Origin of the sequence: Alkaliphilus oremlandii OhILAs, assembly GCF_000018325.1 — a bacterium.
GTDB classification, from domain to species: Bacteria; Bacillota; Clostridia; order Peptostreptococcales; family Natronincolaceae; genus Alkaliphilus_B; species Alkaliphilus_B oremlandii.
This window is the reverse complement of record NC_009922.1, coordinates 1,159,470-1,182,425: the sequence shown is the minus strand read 5'-3', so window position 1 is coordinate 1,182,425 and position 22,956 is coordinate 1,159,470. Positions and strand designations below refer to the sequence as shown.

The window sequence follows — 22,956 nt, the reverse complement described above, 5'->3', positions numbered from 1 at the left end:
AAATTGACTGCTATCTAATCAGTATGACTTTTATGAATGCATCCTTCTACTAAAATATGTTGTATGTGATTATTAGCTAGGTAATAGCAAGCCATATCTTCTTTGTGTTTATGTTTTACTACCCCTAATCTTTCTAACTCTTTCAGTTGTCTAATAACTTCATCTTCATTTATTGTTAATAGCTCACTTAATTCACATAAACAAACTTCAGAATCAAATAATACATAAATTATTTTAAGTTTAATCTCATCGGTAAATACTTTGAATAGTTCTATTAAACTCGCAAATTCATCATCACTTGGTAATCTCGCTCTAACCTTTTTAACTACATCTTTTTGAATCCTAAAGTATCTACATTTAAAATTTTCATTAGATTTTATTGTATCCATTAGTAGCTTCCTTTCTATAAATTATTTGTGCTTAATATGAATTAAACCTTGATCAAAGATTTGCTTTATATGATCATCATCCAAAGAATAATATACTACCTTCCCTTCTTTCCTAAATTTAACCAGTCTTGCTTGTTTCAGTACACGTAGTTGGTGTGATATGGCAGACTGAGTCATATTAAGTAATACAGCAATATCACATACACACATCTCTGAAGCAAATAAGGCGTAAAGTATTTTAATTCTAGTTGTATCACCAAAAACTTTAAAGATATCTGCTAAATCATATAAGCTTTCTTCATGCGGCATACTATCTCTTACTAAGTTTACAACGTCTTCGTGAATAACAGTACAATCGCATCTTTCAAAGTCAATTTTATTATCCTGCATGAACTATTTCCCTCCTTTTGTGTATAATCAACACTAAAATGTTTTATCTAAAAAATGTGATATAAGTGAGATTACAATAGTTTGATGGCTCTGTATAACGAAATAGTACCAAACAAGGTCATTATTCTCTTATGTTCAATAACTTTATCAAAACCTGCTTCTCTGATAATCTCAGGGAGTAACCCATTCACATTGTCTGAGGTATTAATAAAACCATCAAATAGTTGGATAATTAAAAACATCCCTCGCATAAAAATGTTACTGGCTCTGCCAAAGTCGGCAATATGCAATTCTCCACCAAACTTTAGTGTCCTATATATTTCTTTTAGTACTATTTCCTTTTGACTTCTAGTCAAATGGTGGAACACAAGACTTGATAGCACCTTATCAAATGTTTCACTTTTATAGGGTAATGAAATACCATCATAGGCTCTTAAAGATATCTCATAACCACTATTTTTCACCTTATTCTTAGCAATTTTGAGTACATTTGGATCAACGTCTACACCGTAAATACTTGCTTTCGGAGCTTCTTTTTTAGCCATAATCATTAGCGTTGCAGTACCACAGCCAAAATCAAGGATAATATCATTATCTTTAATATCAGCCTGTAGTAATAAAGCTTTCTTAAACTTTTTTTCCGACATTGTAAGCTTCATTAAAGGATCAAAAAAACGAGTAAGCCAGTCAAATTTTAAAACTGGGATAAACTTTGCATTTTTAGTCATGTCTAACCCTCCTTTTGTGAATTGTTCGGACTAGCAAGCAACATAAAATAGGCAAGTAATGTAGTGCCTGATACAACGAAAATATCTGCCGTATTAAAAATAGGGTAATTAATCAATGTAAAGTCTAAAAAGTCAACTACATAGTTTAGCCGCACCCTGTCAATAAGATTCCCCAAAGCCCCAGATATAACAAGGGTGAGAGATATAAGTAACAGATAATTTTGTGTTTTATAATTCTTAATTAAATAGACTATCAGAGCTATAGTAACAATAGAGGTGACGGTAATAAGAAATGCTTGCTTACCTTGTAAAATACTAAATGCTGCTCCAGTATTTTGCCCATAGGTTAAGTGAAATACATCCTTAATGATTGGAAATGTACCTATGGGTTTGAGATAAGATTCTACTAGATACTTAAACACCTGGTCTATAGCCACTAACAAAGCTATAATAATAAAATAATTCATATCACACCTCCAATATTTTTTGATAATAATTGTTCATTTTGCTTCTATACTCTTTACAGTGTAATATCAAGAAAAGGATCTAGCTTACAAAACATCATGCCCTACTTTTATAGAATATCCTTTATTAATATTGATCCAACTGGACATAATTATTCTACATGTCTCGCCATAACAAGTAGTTCTCCTGTAACTTACCTTCTTTTCTAAACTTAACCAGTCTTGCTTATTTCAGTACACGCAGTTGGTGTGATATGGCAGACTGAGTCATATTAAGTAATACAGCAATATCACATACACACATCTCTGAAGTAAATAAGACGTAAAGTATTTTAATTCTAGTTGTATCATCCAAAACTTTAAATATATCTGCTAAATATATAAGTTTTCTTCAGGAGGCATTCTATCTATTACTCAATTTACAACATCTTCATGAATATCCAGTACAATCACATCTATCAAAATCAACCTTATTATCTTTCACATATTTCATCCTTCTTGTTCTGAATATCTGAAAACATGAATAATCATTCATGTGTTATATTTTTATTATATTCCTCCCAATAGTTATTGTCAATAACTTTATATGAATAATTGCTCACATGAAGTTATAGTTAAATATCGATTGGACTAATCACCTTTTCTTCACATAACTAATATAATGTTTATACGGTGCGTTAAAATTTATCATCGGGAGGTGCATTCATTGATTGAATTTTTGTCAGAGTATAATATTATCTATGTTGGATTAACTGCTAGCTTAATTGCTGGCCTTTGTACTGGATTTGGTGCTATACCAATATTTTTCACAAAAGAAGTTTCTCATAAAACGTTGGATACAATGCTTGGATTTGCAGCTGGCGTAATGTTGGCAGCCACCTCATTTAGTTTAATTATTCCTGCTATCGAATACGGAGGAAGTGGAATACAAGGTGCAACAATCACCGTAATTGGTATTATGTTAGGTGGGATCTTTTTAGATCTCATGGACCAGCACACCCCACATAATCGTATTTTAAAGCTTACTCCAAATGGAGAACGTAACAATCTTACGAAGGTATGGTTATTTATTATTGCGATAACACTTCATAACTTCCCTGAAGGTTTAGCAGTAGGTGTGGGTTTTGGGAATGGAGATATTGGAAATGGGATGTCGATTGCTATTGCTATCGGACTTCAAAATATTCCTGAAGGTTTAGCCGTAGCATTAGCTTTAATTAGAGAAAAGTATTCTACAACAAAAGCTTTTTTAATTGCCTTAATTACAGGACTTATAGAACCACTTGGTGGTATTATTGGTGTAGGCTTAGTTCAAATTGCACAGCCTATACTTCCTTATGCACTAGCTTTTTCTGCAGGAGCTATGCTCTATGTTATTTGTGATGAAATAATTCCTGAAACTCAAAAACATAGTTATGAACGTAGGGCTACCTATGGGTTGTTAATTGGATTTGTTATCATGATGTTCCTTGATGTTAGCCTCGGCTAACTTTCCCACTCTTAAAAACAAGCTTGAAAATAGTTATCCATACCATCTATGCACTATTACCTACTGATAATACAATTGTTATTAAATAACTTATTATAAAATTATCATTAAAAAAGAATATATGATAAGAAAAAACCGAAAAATTCGGTTTCTTTTTTAGTTAATCAGGCTTTGATTAGTTAAATTTTGTATAATCAAAAAATGCTTCATCTTAATTTTTTATGGCAGATAATTTTATTACTTCTCATTATAAATTACTATCTTCTTTACAATATCTCCAGTTAAATTTGTTACTTCTACTCCTGTAAATCCTGCCATTTCTATATTCCCTACAGTCCTTCTATTAATATTTGCACCATATAAATTTACAGTTAGAGGATTCAGTATATCCATTATAAGCCCTAATACTTTTTTCTCACTTCTTACATGTTCGATCATAATTATTTTCCCATCAGGTTTACATACTCGCCTTATCTCTTTTAATCCTTTTATTGGATCTGGAACAGAACAAAATACACATGTAGTAAAAACCCTATCAAATGTATTATCAGGAAAATCCATATTTTGAGCATCCATATGAATTAAATTGATATTCTTATTGAATCGCTCAGCTTTCTCCCTTGCTTTTTCTAGCATTTTTTCACTAAAATCAATAGCCGTTGCTTCAATATTATCTGGGTAATAGGGAATATTCTTGCCTGTTCCTACGCCTACTTCAAGAACCTTACCCTTTAAATCTTTAACAACCTCTGATCTCCATTTTTTTAATGACATCATTTCCATAGGCTGCTCAAATATATCATAAAACTTTGATGCCCTATCATATCTTTTTCTAATTTTTTCTGTATTGTTCATAATATTCTCTCCTGGTAATATAAGATTAAGCTAAACATCTAAACATCCTTATATATTATAATCCCCCTGTCTAGTAAATTTTAATAGATTCTTGCACAATAATTACACAACAGGGGATTTAATTTTATTAATCTTTATAAACCACTTTGTAGTCATTTTCCTATATTTAATATCTTGAATAACTCATAACTGAATGGCTTTGGTTATTATTATTTTCTCCTTCCATATGATGCATCATATGCATATACATTTGATAGTTTGCACTTGCAATCTGCATTTGTGTTTGTGACATTTGATGATGTTGGTTTGCTAGACAACAGTGGAGTCTATATAAATCTTGATGATATTGCATCATCATATTCATCATTTCATTATCCATTATTTAGTCACCTCTCTTATAGGGTATATTATTTGTTCAATATAATATATGCTTTGCTTAATTATATGGTTCCGAAGAGGTGTGACCCATTACTATAGATACTATATTCCTTCCATATAGTGCTATCTTTAAACATCTTGAAGATTATACTTTTCAATCCTGTAGATTAAAGTATGTCTAGTGATTCCTAGAAGTTTAGCAGCATGTGTCTGATTTCCATTACTAATCTCCAGAGCCTGACTTATTAAACTTTTTTCAACCTGTTCTAAATTAACTCCATTCTCGGGAAGCTTAAAAGCATTATCCATCTCTGTGCGTGTAAACACTTCACTAGGTAAATGTCTTTCTTCTATAATATCTCCATCTACAAGTATGACCAATCTTTCTATCATATTTTCAAGCTCACGGATATTTCCACTCCATTTATATTGAATTAATTTTTCCATAGCTTTCTTACTGATAGACATATTTTTTCTCCCAATTTCCTTTCCATAATAATTTAAAAAATGCTCAATTAATAATGGAATATCTTCTTTTCTATCCCTCAGTGCTGGAAGCTCTATTGGAATTACATTAAGCCTATAGTATAGATCTTCTCTAAAATTACCCTCCTGCATCATTTTAAAAAGATCCTTATTTGTTGCAGCAATTACTCTAATATCAATTTTTATAGTCTCATTCCCACCAACACGTTCAAATTCTCTTTCTTGCAGTACCCTAAGAAGCTTTACTTGCATTCCCAAATCTAGTTCCCCAATCTCATCTAAGAAAATAGTTCCTCCTCTAGCTCTTTCAAATTTACCAATTTTTCTAGCTATGGCACCGGTAAATGCACCCTTTTCATATCCAAAGAGTTCGCTTTCTATTAGATTTTCTGGAATTGCTCCACAATTTACTTTTACATAGGGTTTATCTTTGCGATCGCTGTTATAGTGAATAGTATTTGCAATAACTTCCTTACCAGTACCACTTTCGCCTAGTATTAAAATAGTAGCATTAGTGCTTGCTACCCTTTCTACAATTTCTAGAACCTTTTTCATTTTAGGACTTTCGCCTATAACTGTTTTTCCAGTGTTTTTTTCTAGCTCTTCTCTTAAATAATTTACCTCACTCTTAAGTTCGCCCACATTTAATGCCTTTTTTATTAAAACTTTTAGTTCCTCTATATCAAATGGTTTAGAAATATAATCTAATGCTCCGAGTTTCATAGCTTCTACTGCGGACTCCATTGTGCCATGGGCTGTTAGCATGATTACAGGAATATCCTGATTTATTTCTTTTATTCTTTGAAGTGCTTCCATTCCATCCATCACAGGCATTCTTAAGTCTAAAAGAATTAGATCTGGATAAATTTCCTCAAGCTTTTCTAACCCGTCTTGCCCATTTTCTGCCTCGTAAATGTTATACCCTTCTTTTTCAAGAGCTTTTTTTATTGCCCAACGCATATTTTTTTCATCATCTATAATTAATATCCTCTTATTCATTAGTATCCTCCTTATCCATTAAAGGTAAATATACCTTAACATTAGTACCCTCCCCTAATTTACTATTAAATTCAATTTTGCCATTATGCTCTTCTATAGTACTATGGGTTATAGATAATCCTAATCCTGTACCACTTTCTTTGGTAGTAAAAAATGGGTTAAAAATCTTATCCAATAATTCATCTGAAATTCCTTCCCCTTCATCTTTAAAAGAAATAACTGCCCACTTTTTATCACTTTCTTCAAGTGTAATCTCAAGTTTTCCTCCATCCTTCATAGCTTGTATTCCATTTAATATAATATTTATAAAGGCCTGTTTTAATTTATCAGGGTCTCCTTGTATTTTATTTTGCTTTAATATATTAAACCTTAAATCTACATTTTGCTGTTGTGCAAATTTACGTGTCACCATAACCAATTCATTTAACAACTTTTCTAAATCTATTTTGCAGTCCTGAATTTTATTAGGCCTTGCAAAATCTAAAATACCTTTAATTACCTTATTGGCTCTATCTATTTCATGCTGAATAATATCTAGTCCCTCTTTTATTTCTTCATCCTTTATATCTTGGTTAATCGTTTGACTTATAGTTTTAATAATACCTAACGGATTTCGTATTTCATGTGCAATACCTGAAGCTAGTTGCCCTACAGCCGCTAATCTTTCTCCACGCTTTACCTCCGCTTCTAACCTTTTAACTATTGTTACATCCTGAACTACAACTACAGCACCTTCTTGTACTTTAGAGGTATTTATTATAGGATAGATTGTTATTTCAAGATATATTTCATGATCTTTTCCTTTAGTGTACCTTAGTTCTTGTTTAATAACTTTTTCCTTTCCAAACAGTACTCTATTAATTTGTTTTATTATATCTTCCTGAGCTAAAAATCTATTCACTTCCTCTTTACTTCCTAAAATCTTTTCTATGTGCCTATTTATAGTCTGAAGACTACCATTAGCCTCAAAAGCCATAACTCCACTATCTATACTTTCTAGAATATTATGAGTATAATTTTCTAAGTTTGCAATTTTAATTACTTGATGTTCCAGCGCTTTTCCCCTCTTATAATCCTGCTCCACTAAATATCCAGTTATTAGTCCTATGATCATAAACATTCCTGATTCTAAAAATTGATTGATAACTTCTATATTAAGTTCTCCAAAATAAGTCAGTAGATGTGGAGCATAAATTAATACCACTAAAGTTGAAACAATGAATCCTCCTTTTAATCTAAACTTAAATGCTGCCAATATAATAGGGATATAATATAATCTTCTATAAAAGTCATGAATCCCCCATGGCCTTAATCTAGTAGAGTAATGTAATATAGTTATTAGAAGAAGTAGCAAGATAATTACTATTTTAGATTTCTTATCCTTGTTCATTTAATCACCTATTTTCCTTTGTTGTTCCACAGTATGGACAATATCTCCAATTAATATTAATCATTTTCTTACAATGATTGCATTCTTCTTTTAGCTTCTCCTTACAATTTGGGCAATAATCATAAGTTATACTAACCTTTTCTCCACATCCACTACAAGCAATACACTCTGGCTGTTCATAGGAAATATCTTTATTATCATCTCTTAAGAAGAAGTACATAATTAAAAATAGTGTAATACAAACTATCGTTGGCATATTTTCATCCTCTCTTAACTCTATAAATTTTTATATAGCCTATTTATATAGGTATTTATAGTGTTCTAATGTAATTGTAGCATATGGCGCAATTTCTTGTAGTATTTCCTACAATATTAATGTTAACTCTGCTTATCAATCACCACATTTTCTCTTTAAGTATCTATTCTATCTAACTTTGAAATACAAAATAGAAAACATACCATTTTATTATGCAAATTTAATACCAAAATCGACAAATTGATTTTTTTATAATTGTTTGCGAATTCTCATTTTATATAATTTAATTATCGACTCAATTGTAATAATATGTTATTCTAATTCCAAGTAAATAGATATGAATTTAGGTAATTAAATTCACATCTATTTACTCGGATTTCTAATTGATATATTATTTTACAAAGAGGTGTTGAAAATGGCAGACTTTAATCAATTGTTTGATCAATGGGCTAATACATATGATAACACAGTATTTAGTACTGACAATGAATATACCCAAGTATTTGAAAGGTATGAAACTACACTTCAATCTATCTGTGATGCAATTCAAGATAAGAAACAGGGATTAACTTTAGAAATTGGTGTAGGAACCGGAAACCTTACTAAGCATTTAGAACAACAAGGATTTCAAGTAATTGGTATAGAACCATCTAAACAAATGCGAAGAATCGCTAAAGATAAGTTACCTCATATTGAAATTGTTGATGGTCATTTTTTATCAATTCCAGTGGCAAAAACTTTCGATAGTATTGTCACTTCTTATGCTTTTCATCATCTAAACTTAGAGGAAAAGCATCAAGCGCTTACCTATTTAGATTCTTTTCTTAATCAATCAGGTAAGATTGTAATTGCAGATACAATGTTCGAGTCAGAGGAATACAAGAGAGAATTACTAAATAAAGTAGAGAAAGACAGGGCATATAACCTTTTAGAGGATTTAAAAGCTGAATACTATGAATATATAAATGATATAACGGATATCTTTTTAAATTTAGGCTATTCATTTACTATATCAAAAATGAATAAATATGTTTGGATTATCTGTGCTACTAAAGGAGGGTTATAAATGGAAAGAATTGTTGTTGAGAGCTTTACAATGGATCATACAAAGGTTCAAGCCCCATTTGTTAGAAGATGTGGTACAGTAAATACTCCCAAAGGCGATGTAATAACTAAGTTTGATCTAAGATTTACTCAACCTAATGGTGATACTATGCCTACAGGTGCAGTTCATGCTCTTGAGCACTTACTCGCAGGATATATTCGTGAAGAGCTTAATAATGTTATAGATATTTCTCCTATGGGCTGCAGAACTGGGTTTTATCTAATACTGGCTTGCGAAATTACTGAAGAAGAAGTGACAAAAGCACTTATTAACGCTTTATCTAAAGTTATTGAATCAGATCAGGTTCCTGCTGCTAATCCAATTCAATGCGGTAATTATAAAGATTTATCTTTATTTGGTGCTCAGGAATATGCTAGACAGGTATTAACACAGTTAAATGAAAAATATCCGGTTTTGTAATATTAAAATTGATAGGAGGAAGATATTTTATGGAATTTAATACATTAGTAATTCATGGGGGAATAGATGGTGATAAGAATACTGGTTCCGTTACAGTACCGATTTACCAAACTTCTACCTATAGACAAGATGCTGTAGGTAAACATAAGGGTTACGAATATTCTAGAACAGGCAATCCCACTCGAGAAGCCCTTGAAAAGCTGATATCTGATTTAGAAGGAGGTTATGCTGGATTTGCCTTTGGATCAGGAATGGCTGCTACCTCCTCCGTACTTATGTTATTTAAAAATGGAGATCATATTATTCTTGGGGATGATGTATACGGAGGAACTTATCGTGTAATTGATAAAGTCTTTTCTCAATTAGGAATTCAATATACTTCAGTAGATACGACAAACCCTATAAATATTGAAAAAGCTATTCAATCTAACACAAAAGCAATTTTTATGGAAACACCATCTAATCCTTTAATGAAGTTATCAGATATAGCTGCTATATCTGATATTGCTAAGGCTCATAAGCTACTTCTTATAGTAGATAATACTTTTATGAGTCCCTACTTGCAAAGACCTATGGAACTAGGAGCTGATATCGTATTACACAGTGCTACAAAGTATCTAAGTGGGCATAGTGATGTGGTTGCTGGTTTAGCTGTAGTAAACTCAAAGGAGTTAGCGAATAGTCTTCATTTTATACAAAATGCAGTAGGCGCCATATTAGGACCTCAGGATAGCTGGGTTTTAATGAAGGGTATGAGAACTCTACCTTTGCGAATGGATCGTCACTGTGAAAATGCTTTAAAGATTTCCAAATGGCTTTCCAAGCAAACTTGGGTAAATAAAGTTTATTACCCTGGCCTATCTTCAGAAGTAGAAAATTACAAAAGTCAAATGAAAAATTTTGGGGGCATGCTTTCCTTTGAAGTTTCTGATGAAAACACCCTAGCGAAGTTAATGTCTAATCTAAAAATTATTACCTTAGCAGAAAGCTTAGGTGGCATTGAAAGTTTAATCTCTGTACCTGCTAAGATGACACATGCTTCTATCCCTGTAGAAAAAAGAAATGCTATAGGGATTACAGATACTTTAGTTCGATTATCTGTTGGTGTTGAAGATGTGCAGGATATTATAAATGATTTAAATCCCTTTAAATAGAGCAAATTCATAAATCCATTTTCTACAGGAGGAAAACATGCATTATTACAATCATATTACTGAATTAATTGGTAATACGCCCATAATCAAATTAAATAATTTTAATCTACCTAAAAATGTAAATATATTTGCAAAGCTTGAATTTTTAAACCCAGGAGGATCTATTAAAGATCGTATCGGAGATTGGATTATTAAGAAAGCAGAGGAAAGGGGAGAATTAAAACCAGGTTATACTATCGTTGAAGCTACTGCAGGAAATACTGGAATTGGCTTAGCTCTTGCTGCCCTTAATAAAGGATATGAACTAATCCTAGTAGTTCCTGGAAAATTTTCTATAGAGAAGCAGATGATTATGAAGGCCCTTGGAGCTAAGATTATTAATACACCAACGGCCGATGGTCTAAAGGGGGCTTTCAAGGAAGTAGAACGCCTAAAAAAAGAAATTAAGACTGTATTTGTTGCAGATCAATTTAATAATCTAGATAATCCTGAAGTTCATTATTTATATACTGCTAAAGAAATTCATGAACAGTTAGATGGGAAAGTCGATGTTTTTGTTTCCGGAGCTGGATCAGGAGGCACCTTTACTGGTATTATGAAATATTTTAGAGATCATGACCTTGCTGTTAAAGGAGTTATTGCAGATCCCATAGGCTCTATTATAGGAGGCGGAATTAAAGGCGATTATGAAATAGAGGGAATCGGAAATGATTTTATTCCTTCTACATTAGATTTAAAACTAATCGATGAAGTTGTTAAGGTGAGTGATGCAAAAGCCTTCCATATGGTAAAGCAACTAGCTACAAAAGAAGGTTTACTTGTAGGCTCCTCCTCTGGTGCTGCCTTCTACGGAGCTTTAGAGCAGGCTCGAAACATGGAAGCTGGAAATATAGTAGTTATTTTTCCTGATGGAGCTGAACGCTATTTAAGCAAAAACATTTATCGGTATTAGAAAAAAAGACATCTTGTGTGTGCAAGGTGTCTTTTATCGTTTGCTTAGCAATATTACTGCAAATGAAGATATTTATTCTTAATGATGATTATGTATACTAGAATTCTGATTTAAGCTAATAAATACAATTCCTAGAATCACAAAAACTACTCCTAATATCCTATGTAGAATTTTATTATGATTCAATCTGTCATTAAGCCTAATCAAAACATCCGAAAACAAACCAAATAATATGAAAATCAAGCTATGACCTAGTCCAAAAACAAATAAAATCGTTCCTCCATATATAATACTTCCCTTTACCATTGCTAGGGTAAGTATTGATACAATAAAAGGTAAACTACAAGGAGTAAATATTACAGGCATAAGTATATTCCTTAAGACACTGTTTCTATATGGCTTTTTACTTGAGTGAAGTACTATGATCTCTATTGGTATCATACTGGATAATCTAAGGCCTAAAAGACTTAAACCCATGAATAAATATATCAATCCTGCCATAACATAACTTATTGTCATAATAGAATGTAGCGACATTCCTACTGCTGATACTCCAACTCCCAGCCCAGTTAATATGATCGAAAAGCTTAATGCAAATAAGATTAAATTGATCAATTTCTTTTGATTATTGCTACTTACCATATGTCCTACATAAATTGGTACCATTCCTAACATATGTGGATTTAAAGACGAAATAAACCCTATTAAAAATACGACTATATACACTCCTACAGAATCCCCTAGAATTAATTCTTGTAACATATTCATATATTGGCTCATCAAAATTTCCCCCTTTTAAAGTGCTCAAAAAAAAGATAAGCCCTATGTATTTATAAGACTTATCTTTAGTAGTAATGCTTTCTTTTTTGTATATATCATCAAATTCTATTATTTTACTCTATTTTATTATTAAAATGTCCCCATCATATTCCTCATCATTTTACCCATTGTGCTAGATTTAGAGCCATTTTCACCCATCATGGAATTGTGCATATTCATCATGCCTTCTCTTCCCATAGAATTCATCATATTTGACATATGTCCATAGCCATTTTCATTCATTAAATCAATCATTTTTTCATAATCTTCTTCTGACATATTATTCATGAAGTCATTCATTGCATCAAAGTCGCCTTCTTCCATCCACTTTGCCATATCTGCAAAGCCATTATCCTTCATGATTTGAATCATCTCTTCATTATTTCCGCAGTGATTGTTATTGTTTCTTGTTGTTTCTGTTTCTTCAGCTATAGCTTTTGGTTGATTACTTAGTTCTCCTTTATTATTTCCCTGAGCAAAGGCATAACCTCCAATAGATGCTACTGTAATAATGGCTGCACTTGCTATTATTAATGCTCTTTTTTTCATAGTCATTTCCTCCTCTTTAATTTATAGATTTTAATAAATAAACCTTGCCTATCTTACATTATAAAAAAAGATTTTGAAGAAATTATGAAGATAATTATTTTTTATAAGCTTATTTTAATAATTATGTTCCCCTTTATTCCTTCTAATTCTTATAGGAATAAACGCTGGGACCCTTTCCTTATATTCCAAATATTCTTCTCCAAACTCTGCTATCATTACTTCCTCTTCTTTTTTAGATAACCTCTTATACATTATTAATAAACTAGGAGCCATTACTAATGTAATAATTGTAGGCCATTGGATAAGAAAACCTAAAATCATTAATGTAAATCCAGTATATTGAGGATGCCTGACCCTACTATATATACCTTCTGTTACTAACCTTCCATTGCCACCATGTATTCCTCGCCATCCTATAGCTATAATGACTAATCCTATAAAAATAAATAGGTTACTTAGCGGATGTAATATGGAATATACAGTATGAGATCCCCCAGCAAAAGCTACCCATAAATGTCCATTTAAATGAGTAAATGGATCTAGAACTGGATACCTATTCCCTAGAATTGATGTCAATATATATATGGTAAGGGGAAATCCAAACATTTCAGCAAATAATGCTACCAAAAATGAAGTGAATGCACCTAAAGTTCTCCAATCTTTCTTAGTTTGAGGCTTAAACGCTAAATAAGCAAATGCTACAAACATTACAATATTAAATAGTACTGATCCCCATAAACCATAGGCATATTCATCTAGTAAATGCATATGTTACCTCCTGCATAGGCCAATTCTTGCCCTAATTTTTATATTTCTTACTGTTGCATATCCTACACCTAGTGTGGCAAATTCTTCATTTGATTGTAACAATTTAAATCTAAATTACTATTATTGTAAAAAATACATAGCTACTAATCCTAATACAAATAAGCCTCCTATGATATGCATAGTTGAAATACTGCGAGTATTTTCACTTTGGTTATTTACATCTTCTTTCTTAGAACTTTGATTATGTTGATGATGACCGCCTCCACAACAACCCATTAGAATATCCCCCCTTTCTCCTCTTATTATTTGCAAATTTCATGCCAAAAATAGGTTCTTATAAGAGGAAATCTGTTTTTAGTAATTAATACTATGGTAAATTGAGTATCTTTATTTGCTATTTATCTTACTTTTTGAAATCGTAATATAATTTGTTTTTTCACCTTTTAAATAAGTTGGAATAAACTATTATAAAAACCCAATAAGGAGTGATTAATTTTGCAATCTTGTAAAATAAAGAATACTTTAAATACAACTCGTATTTGCGGCTGTAATATTTATGAAAATGCAATAAAAGTATCAGATATTGTTTATGCTGATAAGCCTCCTGATTCTATTATTTTAGCCAGTGGGGAAATATGGCAAGATGCATTTACATCTACATCACTTGTTCATTTTCCACGGAATGCACCAATCCTATTTACACCTACAAATTATTTAGATCCTGCTACTTTATCCCAAATTTTTAAATTAAACCCTAAGGGAGTTAACGGAATAAAAGTTTTTATTGTTGGTGGAATTTCTTACTTTGTCCAGCAACAACTTAATATGTTGGGATTAGGAACAAAGAGAATTAGTGGTATGAATTTCTATGACACAGCAGCTAAGACTGCGGAATATCTAGAATATCCCCAAAATATTATGGTTGTATCTGGAGAGGACTATAGAGAAGGATTGTGTGCATGTGCTTATGCTGCTCACTCTGGAGATGTAATCCTGTTTACACAAAAGCACCAACTAAACTGGTATACTAGAAAAGTAATTCAATCTACAAAAAATCCTAATGTTTTTATTATAGGCAGTCTAAATACAATATCTAAAAATGTTGAGGAAGAAATTCGAAACCTAAATGTAGCATTTGTAGACCGTATATCAGGCATCACCCCTTATGAAGTAGCTGTTAATTTTGCTAAGTATAAAAGTCCTAATGGTAAGTTCGGATGGGGAAGAAATTATAGAGATGGTCATGCTTTTACTTTCACATCAATTCATATTCCTCATAATAGTGCCTCAAGTGCCGTCTTTGGCCATTTAGGAAAGCATGCACCTATTTTACCTGTAGATCAAAATAAACTTCCTGATGCTATAATGCATTATATCGAATCAGTAAAACCTACGCCTAAAGAGGAGCCTAGGCCGCCTTTCATGCACGGATGGATTATAGGAAATGATAATACAATCTCTTCTAAAGTGCAAATTGAGATAGAGCAAGCCCTATCTATTGATACGAGTCATATGCATATGTAGACATCAGAGGCTGCCTCGCCATAGAAATTAATTTCTATTTTGAGATAGCCTCTTATCTATTAAATTTATTATTTATTTTATAAAGTATGTGGCTACTAAGCCTAGTATAAGCATACCTACTACAAAATATATAAGAGCTGAAGTGCCACTGATATATTCTTCTTTATGCTCCATATCTTCATTTTTAGGATTTTGATTGTAGCCGCCTCCACAGCATCCCATTCTAACATCTCCTAACTATTTCATCTTTTTATTAAATAAAGTTCTAATCTATATATAAACGTATTTTAAAATTTAGCTAACCAATCAATTCATTTAAAATCTCTTCTACTTTATCTGCATCTACTTTCGTATAGATTTTTCCATTAATTTTCACTACAGGTCCTTTACATTTCCCTAGGCAGCCACATTCTTTAACATCGAACACTATATTTTTTTCTAGAAATAATTCCTCATACATTTTTAATTCTTCAAAAATATCTACTCCTTTGTTTATATTACAGGATTGTGATTTGCAATGGCTACAGACCTCCACTTTTATCACTATCATCCATCTCCTCTTCTGTATAATAAATCAATTCAGATATCTTATCCTTTATTAATTTCATCCCTATTTCCACTGCAACAATTTTTATTTCCTGTACTTTGATGTGTATTGCTATTACTATGTCCTCCACAACAGCCACCACGTCTTATCATAAAGAATATATATGCTGCTACAAAAGCCACGATTATCCAATCATACATTGGCATGCCTCCCTATTTTTTCTGCTGACTATCATTTCCTTTTCCATTGTTCTTATTTAAATCACAACAATCTAATTTTTGATTTCCAAAACTTTGCTTATTTGCTTCCTCAATTGATTTTAATAATTTTTGAAACCACTTTTTCATAAAATCGCCTCCTATATCTATTCATTTAATATTTATATATGCAAATTCTATACCAATTCTTGAAATGTAATTTATGACTAAGTTATTACAAAATAACATATATAGAAAAACTGCATTTAGACTCAAATTTCTATAAATCTAAATACAGTTTTATTAAATGATTAAGCTTATAGATTTATAGTTCTTCTATTCCTACGACTTCATAACCAGCCTCATCTATAGCCGCTTTAAACTTTGCATCATCTACAGGATGTGCAAGGTCCACTACTGCATTCTTTCCTTCAAGGTCAACCTTTACAGATTTTACTCCACATATTTCTTTTAGAGCCTCCTCAGTATGCTTAACACAGTTTCCACAGCTCATTCCTTCAATTAATATTTTCTTTTTCATTTCATTTTCTCCCTTCAAATATAATTATTTGATTTATTTAATCTGCCATAATATTTGCAGATTATTTGCTGATATTTTAAAAATATTATCTGACAGGCTTAAATCCTTTTAATCGCAATGCATTTAGTAATACTGATACAGAACTAAAGGTCATAGCTAACGCTGCAAGCACTGGACTTAGAAGTGGTCCACCAAATATATGCAGTACTCCCATGGCAACTGGTATTCCTAGAGTATTATAAGCAAAAGCCCAGAATAGATTTTCTTTAATATTTCTTATGGTACTCTTACTTAATTGTATAGCTGTAGGAACATCCATCAAATCACTTCTCATAAGAACGATATCTGCTGATTCCATAGCAACGTCTGTTCCAGAACCTATGGCTATTCCTATATCTGCTTGTGCCAGTGCTGGAGCATCATTTATACCATCACCAACCATAGCAACTTTTCTGCCTTCTGCTTGAAGTTTTTTAACTTCATTTGCCTTATCCTCTGGTAAAACCTCTGCTAAAATTCTGTCTATCCCTACTTGCTTAGCAATAGCTGCTGCAGTTCTCTTATTATCTCCTGTTATCATGGCTACTTCAATTCCCATTTTATGAAGCTTTTCTATTGCTCTTTTACTGTTTTCTTTAACAGTATCAGCAACTGCTATGATTCCTGCAATCTTGTTATCTATAGCTACATACATCGGGGTTTTTCCTTCTTCTGCTAATTTGTTTGATGCATCTTCAAGTTTATCTATTGCTATTTTTCTGTCTACCATAAGTTTTCTATTACCTGCTAAAATAACTTTTCCATCTATGGTTACTTCTATCCCGTGACCTGGTATAGCAGCAAATTTATCTAACTTCTTAAATTCTAATCCTTTTTCTTCTGCACCTTTTACTATTGCTTCTCCAAGTGGATGCTCAGACCCTTTTTCTGCTGATGCTGTTAATTGAAGTAATTCATCTTCTGTTATTCCATTTGCTACAACTACATCTGTAACCTTCGGCTTACCTTCTGTAATGGTACCTGTTTTATCAAATACAATTGTTTTTATTTTATGCGCAGTTTCTAATGCAACACCGCTCTTTATTAAAACCCCATTTTCTGCACCTTTACCTGTACCAACCATAATCGCTGTTGGCGTTGCAAGGCCTAGTGCACAAGGACAAGCAATAACAAGTGTAGATATAAATATAGTTAAGGCGAATAATAGGGACTCTCCCCCAATGAAATACCAAGCTAATCCTGAAGCAATTGCTAACACAATAACTACCGGAACAAAGTAACCTGAAATTATATCTGCCAGCTTAGCAATCGGAGCCTTTGAGCCTTGAGCATCTTCTACTAGTTTTATAATTTGGGCAAGTGCTGTATCTTTTCCAACTCGTGTAGCTTTATATTTTATAGTACCGTTTTTATTTATACTTGCACCTATAATATTGTCTCCAGCATTTTTCTCTACTGGGATACTTTCACCTGTTAACATGGATTCATCTACAGAAGTATTTCCTTCTACAACTACACCGTCTACAGGCATTTTTTCTCCAGGCTTAACTACTATTACATCGCCAACTTCTACTTCTTCAATACTGATTTCTACTTCTTTTCCATCTCTTATAATAATAGCTGTTTTAGGCGCAAGCCCCATAAGTTTCTTTATAGCCTCTGAAGTTTTTCCCTTTGTAACTGATTCCAGATATTTACCAAGCAATATCAGTGTTATAATTACGCTAGCTGCTTCAAAATATAAATCATTAGCATATTCTATATTGCCTTCTGAAATCTGTACTATGGCAAATATTCCATATACAAATGCTGCAGCTGTACCTATTGCAATAAGGGAATCCATATTCGGACTTCTTCTTATTAGTGCTGTAAATCCTACTGTATAGAATTTATAACCTGCTATCACCGAAGGTATAACTAGGATTAACTGTGCTAGACCAAAATTTGTTGGATTCATCATAGGATCTATGATCTCTGGAAGATGAATCCCTAACATATGACCCATGGTAATATATAGCATTGGTATTGTAAATATGGCAGAAACTATAAATTTTCTCCACAAAACTTTCATTTCTCTTTCTTTTCTTTCTTTATCTGCATCCACTGTAGTTTCTTCTTCTATAGCCTTATACCCAGCTTTTTCTACTGCCTTCTTTATATCTATAGTCTTCACTTTTGAAGAATCATAGCTAATATTTAGTTTCTCAGTAGCAAAATTAACACTTGCCTCATTAACACCATCAAGTTTTTTAACAGCCTTTTCAACAGATTGTGCACAGGATGCGCAAGTCATCCCTTCTATTTTTAGAGTTCTATTAGCAGAGTCAGATATAGCCTTATATCCTGCTTTTTCTACAGCAGCTTGAATGTCCCCTACAGAAACCTTTGTTTCATCAAATGTTATATTTAACTTTTCCGTAGCAAAGTTAACATTTGATTCTTTTACTCCCTGTAGCTTTTTAGTAGCCTTTTCAACAGAGGCTGCACAAGATGCACAGGTCATCCCCTGTATTTTCAATGATTTTGTTTCCATGTATTTTCCTCCTTTTTTATTTAGTTAACTTTTTAATGGTTTTTAGAATTTCTTCTATTACATCGGTGTCTCCATGCTGCAGCTGATCTACTACACAGTTTTTTATATGACTCTCTAGTAGAATGATCTGTACAGCATGTAAGGCACATCTGGAAGCTTCTATCTGATTAATAACATCATCACAATAAGCTCCATTTTCAATCATATTTCTAATACCTCTAATTTGACCTTCTGCTCTATTTAATCTATCTATAACAGCTTTTTGATTTTCTAGCGAACTTGTCGTTGGTATCTTTTGCCTTTGACAATAATCCTTCATGGGTCACCTCCTAAATTTAATATACCATACCCCCCATAGGTATGTAAAGACATTTTAAAAAAATATTATTTTATACCTAAAATAGAATATTCTAACTAGAATTTAATTTTTATATTGCAAAAATCCAATCTCATGTGGCTTTTGACCTACTTTTATTTTCTTTGTTATCTCATATGTCTCTGTATTTACCACAGCAATATCCCCAGAATCTAAGTTGGATACATACATTTTTTTAGAATTTGGTACCCTAAAAACATGGTTTGGTACTTTTCCTGTAGTAATTGTTTCTACTACAACTTTACTTTCTAAGTCAATAATAGTTACATCATTAGAAAAACGATTGGCAGTCCAAACGTATTTATCGTCATCTGTTACTGCTACGCCATGGGTTCCTTTTCCTGCTGGAATTCTTTCAATTTCACTTTCTTTTTCTATATCTACAATTGATAATACATTATCCATCAAATTGGCGACGTATAGCAGTTTTCCATCCATTGATAATTTCCCTTCATTCGGTGTATTGCCTACAGGAATTGTCCTAATTATTTCTTGCTTTTCAGTATCAATAACTGAAATATCATTTGACATTACATTAGATACAAAAGCAAATTTACTATCCTCACTAAAACTTATATGAGCAGGACTTTTTGAATTTGATTTAATTTCTTTAACTATTTTTCTCTCCTTAGTATCATAAATCATAATATAATTAAACTCTTCTCCCTCTTGTAAATCTCCACTTGTTACGTATAAAAATTTACCATCAGGAGAAACATCAATGCCATGTATATTTCTTCCTAATTCTAATTTTTCCTTAATATTAAAGTTTATACCATCTATAATATTTAATACTCCTTTTCTATAGTTAGCTGTATATACTTCATTATTCATAGGGTTCGCAGCTATTCCATCTGAAATTTCATCATCCACTTTAATTGTTTCAATAACCTCATCCATTTCTGTATCAATAACAGATATAGTTCCATCTCCAGTATTGGCTACATACGCATAGTAGCTGTATTTCCTGTTGAAATATTTCCAACTTGAAATTAGAACTCCTATAGTTAAGATAACTATTGTTAATCTTATTGCCGTTCTATTTTTCATTCTTCTTAAACCTCCTCTTAACAACATATTTATTTAATTTAAAACTTGCTACTCCTAATCATCTAATTACTTTATTTCTAATAATATATTATTCCTCCCTTCCTATATTTAAAAAGTAATCTACAAGCTTTAATTAACGCAAAATTCATGCCAATATAAAAATACTACTATTTTTACTTGTAATTAGCTTTGTATATAGCTTTATTTCGATATAAAATATAACCTACAGATCCAATTATAGAAATGCTACTGATAAATAAACTAATAATTTTAACTGCTGTATCATAGAAAAATCCTTCTGGAACCATTTGGATTAATATCTCTGTATTAGGGTTTAAAATCCAAAGATCATTATTAAAGAAAATTTGATGAAAATAGGTAAAGTACTTACTAAAGTCAAAATAAAGTAAAAGTAGAAATATTCCTACAAACAAAATATTTCCTATCCCTGTGTAAAACAATGATTTAGATAAATCTCTTTTCCACAACTGATCTTTAACGATTACAAACAATACTAATAATCCTAAAATAGTTATACTTGTATTTCTGATAGTCCACCCTTTCATAAATAATTCTTTTACATCAACCATATGAAGCCTTTCTCGTTCTCCAAAAACTACTCTTTCCTCTCCTTTTATAACTGTCACTGTATCTAATACATCCTTCTCATCCTGTAAGTAGGAAAGTAAATCTTTCACAACATACTCAAGATTTTCTTTATCTATACCAGTTTTTGAAGATATATTGTATTTTTGAAAAGAGCTTTTATAATTACTCATATTAAAAGCTATGAATTCAGTACTTGTAAGTAAAGTAGCAACCGATAGCAATATTCCTATAATCGTGTAAATCATCGAGTATTTTAACTTGTCCATGTAATAACCTCTTCTTTATTTAATAAATTTTATTGTAAATCTCTAATCACCAAAGTTTTGCCCATTTACGTCCTCTATAGATTTTTGTAATTTGTAGAATCATTTTTTATGGATCTATCTATATTTATCTATTATATGCAAATTTAGTGCCACTTTTATCAATTACCCTTGTTTTTAATTGTACTTAACTGCGCTTATTATTTCTCAATATATTAAAAGGCCAGTATTTTTCAACACTAGCCTTTGCATTATTTTATTATTTAAAACGACTCCTCATGTTTTTATAATAATTATATTATAGAAAGCATATTAAAAAATATAAATATAATTATTTTTAATAAGATTATATTTCAGAGCTATTCTTCATAACTAATGTTGCATAACACACACCTATTGTGTTAAATTCTTCACCTGTTACTATCCTATTCCCTTTGCAAGCTTTAACAATATTTTATAATCATCTCCGAATTTACAGATGCTTTCACAATCTTGTTTTAGATCAGAAAATAATATATATCTTAACTCAAGATGACTAAGGTTTCTAAATGCTGGCCGTTTAAGCTGGGCAATGATTTCTTTTTCACGTGAGTTGGGAGCAACTAAGAAAAAATTATACTTTCTATCGCCTAGAGATGTTGCTAAATCATATAATCTTAAAATTCCAGAATATATAGAAGTGCTTTTTTCTATTTCGAAAGCACATTCTATTACATTAGTATCTTTATTTATCCAAATTACATCAATTAAAGATATGGTTTTAACTACATCATAAGGTAAATTTAAGGGAGGAAGTTCTGATACTGTAAGAAACTCTAAACTCTTGTCATCTAAAGATTTTTTTCGATCATTTTTTGCTACATAAACGTTATAGCCTAGATCTATACCTATTTCAGTAAGCATTACTTGTATTTTTAGGTGCTCATTTTCTTCTAATAACTCCTGTTCTAATTCATTATGGCGTTTTTTCCATACTTTTTCTAATTTACTTTTTTCAAACTTAAGTACACTTGCCCAGGTCTCGTTTAAAACTATCTTTCCAACGCCAATATCAAATAATAGACCCGATATTGCTCCTAAGTCTTTCGAAAGCATAGGCTGAATTTCTTCATTTGCTTTCATTATTATTTCTCTCATTTCTAAATATTGTTGCCAAGACCCTAATTTCTTTTTATCTTTAAATACAGCATTAAATCCATTTACTATTGCCGTATTAAATGGTGGCATTAAAGTTGGATGTAAAAAGTATAGAATATTGGCAGCTGCTGGTCCTAATCCTTTAATATTAAAACCATCTAATTTTATTATTTCCTTAATTAACTTATCAGCTGAATTTGCAGACATACAAGTTTCTAGAAACTGTGCAAAGAGTCGTTTATTCACTTCATTTTCATATATATCAGGAATTCTTAATTTAGGCTTCCAATAAAAAGCATGTGCTGCTCCTTCAAAAACTTGTTTCTGCTCTGTAATGCAGTTTAATACAAATTCTAGGGGAGACCCTTTAAAATCATTTCCAAAGGTATCTTGTTGAATTGAAAGAACAGTATCTTTAACCCCTTTTCGTATTGATCTAAAAGCTTTCATTCTAGTTTCATTATAAATAAACCATGTATTATATACTGATTCTTGATCTTCTTTGTACTGCTCCACTAATTTCTTAAGATTATCCTCCATAAATTTAATATTTACCTCCGTAATATAATAAATTCTAATCGTTTAATA

Annotated in this window: 29 protein-coding genes and 1 pseudogene; 6 read left to right on the top strand and 24 right to left on the bottom strand. The window is 31.5% G+C overall.

The features are described from left to right. Nucleotides 1-14: 14 nt before the first annotated feature. From CLOS_RS05610 to CLOS_RS16310, 5 genes and pseudogenes are all read right to left on the bottom strand, one after another. Nucleotides 15-389: a winged helix-turn-helix domain-containing protein gene (locus CLOS_RS05610; RefSeq protein ID WP_012158944.1), complete on the bottom strand. Its 375-nt coding sequence runs from the start codon at nucleotides 387-389 to the stop codon at nucleotides 15-17. A gap of 21 nt (nucleotides 390-410) precedes the next feature. Continuing rightward, nucleotides 411-779, bottom strand: a complete 369-nt coding sequence (locus CLOS_RS05605) for an ArsR/SmtB family transcription factor (protein WP_012158943.1) — start codon at nucleotides 777-779, stop codon at nucleotides 411-413. Nucleotides 780-850: 71 nt separating this feature from the next. Then, complete coding sequence (locus CLOS_RS05600) at nucleotides 851-1,507, bottom strand: class I SAM-dependent methyltransferase (protein ID WP_012158942.1); 657 nt, start codon at nucleotides 1,505-1,507, stop codon at nucleotides 851-853. A gap of 2 nt (nucleotides 1,508-1,509) precedes the next feature. Continuing rightward, the gene (gene lspA / locus CLOS_RS05595; protein WP_012158941.1) at nucleotides 1,510-1,974 is read right to left on the bottom strand and encodes a signal peptidase II; all 465 of its coding nucleotides are present in this window, start codon (nucleotides 1,972-1,974) and stop codon (nucleotides 1,510-1,512) included. Between the two features lie 226 nt (nucleotides 1,975-2,200). Continuing rightward, nucleotides 2,201-2,464, bottom strand: a pseudogene (locus CLOS_RS16310) (ArsR/SmtB family transcription factor); the annotation flags it as partial. 213 nt (nucleotides 2,465-2,677) lie between these two features. Between CLOS_RS16310 and CLOS_RS05590 the strand changes: the two are divergent. After that, on the top strand, nucleotides 2,678-3,460 hold the full coding sequence (locus CLOS_RS05590; protein WP_012158940.1) for a ZIP family metal transporter: 783 nt from the start codon (nucleotides 2,678-2,680) through the stop codon (nucleotides 3,458-3,460). 237 nt (nucleotides 3,461-3,697) lie between these two features. Here the strand turns inward: CLOS_RS05590 and CLOS_RS05585 are convergent, their stop codons facing one another. From CLOS_RS05585 to CLOS_RS05565, 5 genes are all read right to left on the bottom strand, one after another. Then, nucleotides 3,698-4,315: a class I SAM-dependent methyltransferase gene (locus tag CLOS_RS05585; protein ID WP_012158939.1), complete on the bottom strand. Its 618-nt coding sequence runs from the start codon at nucleotides 4,313-4,315 to the stop codon at nucleotides 3,698-3,700. A 166-nt stretch (nucleotides 4,316-4,481) separates the two neighbouring features. After that, complete coding sequence (locus CLOS_RS05580) at nucleotides 4,482-4,694, bottom strand: hypothetical protein (protein WP_041719035.1); 213 nt, start codon at nucleotides 4,692-4,694, stop codon at nucleotides 4,482-4,484. Between the two features lie 128 nt (nucleotides 4,695-4,822). After that, nucleotides 4,823-6,178: a sigma-54-dependent transcriptional regulator gene (locus tag CLOS_RS05575; protein ID WP_012158938.1), complete on the bottom strand. Its 1,356-nt coding sequence runs from the start codon at nucleotides 6,176-6,178 to the stop codon at nucleotides 4,823-4,825. Continuing rightward, complete coding sequence (locus CLOS_RS05570) at nucleotides 6,171-7,568, bottom strand: two-component system sensor histidine kinase NtrB (RefSeq protein WP_012158937.1); 1,398 nt, start codon at nucleotides 7,566-7,568, stop codon at nucleotides 6,171-6,173. Before CLOS_RS05570 ends, CLOS_RS05575 begins: the two co-directional genes overlap by 8 nt. A 4-nt stretch (nucleotides 7,569-7,572) precedes the next feature. Further along, complete coding sequence (locus CLOS_RS05565) at nucleotides 7,573-7,824, bottom strand: zinc ribbon domain-containing protein (RefSeq protein ID WP_012158936.1); 252 nt, start codon at nucleotides 7,822-7,824, stop codon at nucleotides 7,573-7,575. 415 nt (nucleotides 7,825-8,239) lie between these two features. On the opposite strand from CLOS_RS05565, the gene CLOS_RS05560 reads away from it, so the two are divergent. The 4 genes from CLOS_RS05560 to CLOS_RS05545 are packed head-to-tail and all read left to right on the top strand — an operon-like array spanning nucleotide 8,240 to nucleotide 11,455. Further along, nucleotides 8,240-8,890 (top strand): class I SAM-dependent methyltransferase, encoded by a 651-nt coding sequence (locus CLOS_RS05560; RefSeq protein ID WP_012158935.1) that lies wholly within the window; start codon nucleotides 8,240-8,242, stop codon nucleotides 8,888-8,890. Then, nucleotides 8,891-9,349 (top strand): S-ribosylhomocysteine lyase, encoded by a 459-nt coding sequence (locus CLOS_RS05555; protein WP_012158934.1) that lies wholly within the window; start codon nucleotides 8,891-8,893, stop codon nucleotides 9,347-9,349. Nucleotides 9,350-9,378: 29 nt separating this feature from the next. Continuing rightward, nucleotides 9,379-10,503: a bifunctional cystathionine gamma-lyase/homocysteine desulfhydrase gene (locus tag CLOS_RS05550; protein WP_012158933.1), complete on the top strand. Its 1,125-nt coding sequence runs from the start codon at nucleotides 9,379-9,381 to the stop codon at nucleotides 10,501-10,503. Nucleotides 10,504-10,540: 37 nt separating this feature from the next. Continuing rightward, nucleotides 10,541-11,455, top strand: a complete 915-nt coding sequence (locus CLOS_RS05545) for a PLP-dependent cysteine synthase family protein (RefSeq protein ID WP_012158932.1) — start codon at nucleotides 10,541-10,543, stop codon at nucleotides 11,453-11,455. 78 nt (nucleotides 11,456-11,533) lie between these two features. Here CLOS_RS05545 and CLOS_RS05540 read toward each other — a convergent pair whose 3' ends face one another. The 4 genes from CLOS_RS05540 to CLOS_RS15840 all read right to left on the bottom strand — a co-directional run bounded on the left by CLOS_RS05540 (nucleotide 11,534) and on the right by CLOS_RS15840 (nucleotide 13,867). Next, the gene (locus CLOS_RS05540; protein ID WP_012158931.1) at nucleotides 11,534-12,235 is read right to left on the bottom strand and encodes a cytochrome c biogenesis CcdA family protein; all 702 of its coding nucleotides are present in this window, start codon (nucleotides 12,233-12,235) and stop codon (nucleotides 11,534-11,536) included. Nucleotides 12,236-12,364: 129 nt separating this feature from the next. Further along, nucleotides 12,365-12,823 (bottom strand): hypothetical protein, encoded by a 459-nt coding sequence (locus CLOS_RS05535; protein WP_012158930.1) that lies wholly within the window; start codon nucleotides 12,821-12,823, stop codon nucleotides 12,365-12,367. Between the two features lie 114 nt (nucleotides 12,824-12,937). Then, complete coding sequence (locus tag CLOS_RS05530; RefSeq protein WP_242649600.1) at nucleotides 12,938-13,531, bottom strand: methyltransferase family protein; 594 nt, start codon at nucleotides 13,529-13,531, stop codon at nucleotides 12,938-12,940. A gap of 180 nt (nucleotides 13,532-13,711) precedes the next feature. After that, a complete protein-coding gene (locus tag CLOS_RS15840; RefSeq protein WP_156774409.1) occupies nucleotides 13,712-13,867 on the bottom strand; it encodes a hypothetical protein in 156 nt (51 codons plus the stop codon). Between the two features lie 219 nt (nucleotides 13,868-14,086). Between CLOS_RS15840 and CLOS_RS05525 the strand changes: the two genes are divergently transcribed. Further along, nucleotides 14,087-15,115 (top strand): cell wall-binding repeat-containing protein, encoded by a 1,029-nt coding sequence (locus CLOS_RS05525; RefSeq protein WP_012158928.1) that lies wholly within the window; start codon nucleotides 14,087-14,089, stop codon nucleotides 15,113-15,115. 72 nt (nucleotides 15,116-15,187) lie between these two features. On the opposite strand, the gene CLOS_RS15835 is transcribed toward CLOS_RS05525, so the two are convergent. From CLOS_RS15835 to CLOS_RS05490, 10 genes are all read right to left on the bottom strand, one after another. After that, the gene (locus tag CLOS_RS15835; protein ID WP_156774408.1) at nucleotides 15,188-15,337 is read right to left on the bottom strand and encodes a hypothetical protein; all 150 of its coding nucleotides are present in this window, start codon (nucleotides 15,335-15,337) and stop codon (nucleotides 15,188-15,190) included. Between the two features lie 76 nt (nucleotides 15,338-15,413). Beyond that, on the bottom strand, nucleotides 15,414-15,665 hold the full coding sequence (locus CLOS_RS05520; RefSeq protein WP_012158927.1) for an NAD(P)H-dependent oxidoreductase subunit E: 252 nt from the start codon (nucleotides 15,663-15,665) through the stop codon (nucleotides 15,414-15,416). Nucleotides 15,666-15,703: 38 nt separating this feature from the next. Then, a complete protein-coding gene (locus tag CLOS_RS16030) occupies nucleotides 15,704-15,862 on the bottom strand; it encodes a hypothetical protein (protein WP_198006333.1) in 159 nt (52 codons plus the stop codon). A 12-nt stretch (nucleotides 15,863-15,874) separates the two neighbouring features. Further along, a complete protein-coding gene (locus CLOS_RS16305) occupies nucleotides 15,875-16,009 on the bottom strand; it encodes an LDCC motif putative metal-binding protein (protein WP_278183751.1) in 135 nt (44 codons plus the stop codon). Between the two features lie 175 nt (nucleotides 16,010-16,184). Continuing rightward, nucleotides 16,185-16,400 carry a heavy-metal-associated domain-containing protein gene (locus tag CLOS_RS05515; protein WP_012158926.1) on the bottom strand — a complete coding sequence of 72 codons (216 nt, stop codon included), beginning with the start codon at nucleotides 16,398-16,400 and terminating at the stop codon, nucleotides 16,185-16,187. 85 nt (nucleotides 16,401-16,485) lie between these two features. Next, nucleotides 16,486-18,933, bottom strand: coding sequence for a heavy metal translocating P-type ATPase (locus CLOS_RS05510; RefSeq protein WP_012158925.1), 2,448 nt, complete (start codon nucleotides 18,931-18,933; stop codon nucleotides 16,486-16,488). Nucleotides 18,934-18,949: 16 nt separating this feature from the next. Beyond that, the gene (locus CLOS_RS05505; RefSeq protein ID WP_012158924.1) at nucleotides 18,950-19,252 is read right to left on the bottom strand and encodes a metal-sensitive transcriptional regulator; all 303 of its coding nucleotides are present in this window, start codon (nucleotides 19,250-19,252) and stop codon (nucleotides 18,950-18,952) included. Between the two features lie 102 nt (nucleotides 19,253-19,354). Then, nucleotides 19,355-20,359: a cytochrome D1 domain-containing protein gene (locus tag CLOS_RS05500; RefSeq protein WP_012158923.1), complete on the bottom strand. Its 1,005-nt coding sequence runs from the start codon at nucleotides 20,357-20,359 to the stop codon at nucleotides 19,355-19,357. 173 nt (nucleotides 20,360-20,532) lie between these two features. Next, nucleotides 20,533-21,234, bottom strand: a complete 702-nt coding sequence (locus tag CLOS_RS05495) for a TIGR01906 family membrane protein (protein ID WP_012158922.1) — start codon at nucleotides 21,232-21,234, stop codon at nucleotides 20,533-20,535. Between the two features lie 417 nt (nucleotides 21,235-21,651). Further along, complete coding sequence (locus tag CLOS_RS05490) at nucleotides 21,652-22,908, bottom strand: hypothetical protein (protein WP_012158921.1); 1,257 nt, start codon at nucleotides 22,906-22,908, stop codon at nucleotides 21,652-21,654. Nucleotides 22,909-22,956: the final 48 nt, after the last annotated feature.

Excerpts from the sequence above, each read along its gene's own strand:
- CLOS_RS05610 (WP_012158944.1), bottom strand. The coding sequence starts at position 389 with ATGGATACAATAAAATCTAATGAAAATTTTAAATGTAGATACTTTAGG.
- CLOS_RS05605 (WP_012158943.1), bottom strand. The coding sequence starts at position 779 with ATGCAGGATAATAAAATTGACTTTGAAAGATGCGATTGTACTGTTATT.
- CLOS_RS05600 (WP_012158942.1), bottom strand. The coding sequence starts at position 1,507 with ATGACTAAAAATGCAAAGTTTATCCCAGTTTTAAAATTTGACTGGCTT.
- lspA (WP_012158941.1), bottom strand. The coding sequence starts at position 1,974 with ATGAATTATTTTATTATTATAGCTTTGTTAGTGGCTATAGACCAGGTG.
- CLOS_RS05585 (WP_012158939.1), bottom strand. The coding sequence starts at position 4,315 with ATGAACAATACAGAAAAAATTAGAAAAAGATATGATAGGGCATCAAAG.
- CLOS_RS05580 (WP_041719035.1), bottom strand. The coding sequence starts at position 4,694 with ATGGATAATGAAATGATGAATATGATGATGCAATATCATCAAGATTTA.
- CLOS_RS05575 (WP_012158938.1), bottom strand. The coding sequence starts at position 6,178 with ATGAATAAGAGGATATTAATTATAGATGATGAAAAAAATATGCGTTGG.
- CLOS_RS05570 (WP_012158937.1), bottom strand. The coding sequence starts at position 7,568 with ATGAACAAGGATAAGAAATCTAAAATAGTAATTATCTTGCTACTTCTT.
- CLOS_RS05565 (WP_012158936.1), bottom strand. The coding sequence starts at position 7,824 with ATGCCAACGATAGTTTGTATTACACTATTTTTAATTATGTACTTCTTC.
- CLOS_RS05560 (WP_012158935.1), top strand. The coding sequence starts at position 8,240 with ATGGCAGACTTTAATCAATTGTTTGATCAATGGGCTAATACATATGAT.
- CLOS_RS05555 (WP_012158934.1), top strand. The coding sequence starts at position 8,891 with ATGGAAAGAATTGTTGTTGAGAGCTTTACAATGGATCATACAAAGGTT.
- CLOS_RS05550 (WP_012158933.1), top strand. The coding sequence starts at position 9,379 with ATGGAATTTAATACATTAGTAATTCATGGGGGAATAGATGGTGATAAG.
- CLOS_RS05545 (WP_012158932.1), top strand. The coding sequence starts at position 10,541 with ATGCATTATTACAATCATATTACTGAATTAATTGGTAATACGCCCATA.
- CLOS_RS05540 (WP_012158931.1), bottom strand. The coding sequence starts at position 12,235 with ATGAGCCAATATATGAATATGTTACAAGAATTAATTCTAGGGGATTCT.
- CLOS_RS05535 (WP_012158930.1), bottom strand. The coding sequence starts at position 12,823 with ATGAAAAAAAGAGCATTAATAATAGCAAGTGCAGCCATTATTACAGTA.
- CLOS_RS05530 (WP_242649600.1), bottom strand. The coding sequence starts at position 13,531 with ATGTTTGTAGCATTTGCTTATTTAGCGTTTAAGCCTCAAACTAAGAAA.
- CLOS_RS15840 (WP_156774409.1), bottom strand. The coding sequence starts at position 13,867 with ATGGGTTGTTGTGGAGGCGGTCATCATCAACATAATCAAAGTTCTAAG.
- CLOS_RS15835 (WP_156774408.1), bottom strand. The coding sequence starts at position 15,337 with ATGGGATGCTGTGGAGGCGGCTACAATCAAAATCCTAAAAATGAAGAT.
- CLOS_RS05520 (WP_012158927.1), bottom strand. The coding sequence starts at position 15,665 with ATGATAGTGATAAAAGTGGAGGTCTGTAGCCATTGCAAATCACAATCC.
- CLOS_RS16030 (WP_198006333.1), bottom strand. The coding sequence starts at position 15,862 with ATGTATGATTGGATAATCGTGGCTTTTGTAGCAGCATATATATTCTTT.
- CLOS_RS16305 (WP_278183751.1), bottom strand. The coding sequence starts at position 16,009 with ATGAAAAAGTGGTTTCAAAAATTATTAAAATCAATTGAGGAAGCAAAT.
- CLOS_RS05515 (WP_012158926.1), bottom strand. The coding sequence starts at position 16,400 with ATGAAAAAGAAAATATTAATTGAAGGAATGAGCTGTGGAAACTGTGTT.
- CLOS_RS05510 (WP_012158925.1), bottom strand. The coding sequence starts at position 18,933 with ATGGAAACAAAATCATTGAAAATACAGGGGATGACCTGTGCATCTTGT.
- CLOS_RS05505 (WP_012158924.1), bottom strand. The coding sequence starts at position 19,252 with ATGAAGGATTATTGTCAAAGGCAAAAGATACCAACGACAAGTTCGCTA.
- CLOS_RS05500 (WP_012158923.1), bottom strand. The coding sequence starts at position 20,359 with ATGAAAAATAGAACGGCAATAAGATTAACAATAGTTATCTTAACTATA.
- CLOS_RS05495 (WP_012158922.1), bottom strand. The coding sequence starts at position 21,234 with ATGGACAAGTTAAAATACTCGATGATTTACACGATTATAGGAATATTG.
- CLOS_RS05490 (WP_012158921.1), bottom strand. The coding sequence starts at position 22,908 with ATGGAGGATAATCTTAAGAAATTAGTGGAGCAGTACAAAGAAGATCAA.